Source organism: Shewanella sp. 3_MG-2023 (assembly GCF_030548765.1).
In the GTDB taxonomy this organism is placed as follows: Bacteria; Pseudomonadota; Gammaproteobacteria; order Enterobacterales; family Shewanellaceae; genus Shewanella.
The window spans coordinates 1-1,472 of the sequence record NZ_JAUOSH010000075.1 but is presented as its reverse complement, the minus strand read 5'-3'; the positions used below and the strand labels follow the sequence as shown (position 1 = coordinate 1,472).

Genomic DNA, 1,472 nt, shown 5'->3' with positions numbered 1-1,472 from the left:
AGGTATCACTCGGGCTTGTTCAACACTTGGGATAAGGACGCGGCTACGCGCGGCCTATCCTTATCTGTTATGCGTAATTTTTGACGTACTTTGTCATTGCTGTTTCCGAGACTGACAAACCGTCGATTCTATATTGATCTTTGAACTCTCCAACAAAATTGAACCCTGCTTTTAGGTAGAGGTTCTTTGCTGGGAAATTCTCTGATAATACACAAAGATCAAGCCAGTCAATTTCAGCTTTTTCTTGGCAGAAATTTATAACAGCATCAATGAGTCTTTGACCAAGACCTTGCTTCCGGCAAGAAACATCTACGCCCATACCTAATAGAACTCTGTGAGAACGGTTTTCATCACTGTGGTGGCGAATATCAATATGACCTTTAATATTTCCAGAGGTGTCTTTTACAACCCAAAGTTTTCTCCAACCTAAGTCGCCAAACTGATGAGAAAAGCCTTGGATAAACTTATCTTTTGTTGCTTCTGGAATTTCACTTTGCTCTCTGGACATTGGCTGGAAAAGAGGAACTTCTCCATTACCATTTTCAGACAGCTGATTTTCTAGATACACAAAGAATGAATCTAAATCCAATTTTTCCGCTTCTACTACTTCCATCTAATTCTCGGTACTCCATCGATTACGCATAACGACCAAAGCAACGGCCGCACGTTAGTGCGTCAGATTGCCTTTGTTTGTTAGCTTTTGATGTGTGGGATTTTTACTGCCAGAAGTAATTTTAAATGCTTTTCGGTGCTCTTGCTGACAGATTCGCTCACCACACACCCTTTCCAGTTTATATCAAAAGCGTCATGGCTCTTCCATTTTTCATACGCATCTTGCATATTTCTATCATCACTTAGCCACATTGATGCCAGTATCACCCTATAAATAGCGTTGGTTTTGCTTGCTGAGACAACTGGTTCTGACTCATCTATCTCTATCAGTCTTTTTGTGTCATTTCGTATCGATTTAATTGCAATACTTGAGTTAAAAGACCCTCGTGTCTTTCCTTGTCTTATCCGCTTTGCTTCTAAAAGAATAATTATATTTTCATTTTTTAACTTGATTGCAGCATCGAGCCTAGCTGACCGCTTTCGCTTTTTATGAAGGCATTGTACCTCAGTCCAAGCAACAACATTGTCATAACCAGATAAATTTTGCAGAGCTTCAATAAAAGTCAAAACATGATTAAATTCATGAATGCCGCCATTCCCTTTCCCTGGAAAATACTCAGACATTCTGTGTTCATGGATTTCATGGCACTTTATAACAGCCCTTTCTAGAAGCTTAACAACACTGCTCAATGAGTTCTCCTTAACGTGATAAGAAAGCTAACGCCTCGCATCAGCGGTCGACCGAAGACCGCGAAGCGGGCTTTGGGCGATCCGACTGCATGCGCTTGTGTACGCCCAGCATGGGCATGAACTAATGAGGTGAAAGTCCTCTGTAGGAAGGTCACCGTTTATTAACATGC

The 1,472-nt window shown here is 41.2% G+C and carries 2 protein-coding genes; both read right to left on the bottom strand.

Features of this window, described 5'->3' with window-relative positions; translation table 11 throughout:
* Nucleotides 1–67: 67 nt before the first annotated feature.
* A complete protein-coding gene (locus Q4591_RS20025) occupies nt 68–613 on the bottom strand; it encodes a GNAT family N-acetyltransferase (RefSeq protein ID WP_303462605.1) in 546 nt (181 codons plus the stop codon).
* 80 nt (nt 614–693) lie between these two features.
* Complete coding sequence (locus Q4591_RS20020; protein WP_303414895.1) at nt 694–1,302, bottom strand: hypothetical protein; 609 nt, start codon at nt 1,300–1,302, stop codon at nt 694–696.
* Nucleotides 1,303–1,472: the final 170 nt, after the last annotated feature.

Bases quoted from the DNA above. Each gene is read 5' to 3' on its own strand.
- Q4591_RS20025 (WP_303462605.1), bottom strand. From the start codon at position 613: ATGGAAGTAGTAGAAGCGGAAAAATTGGATTTAGATTCATTCTTTGTG.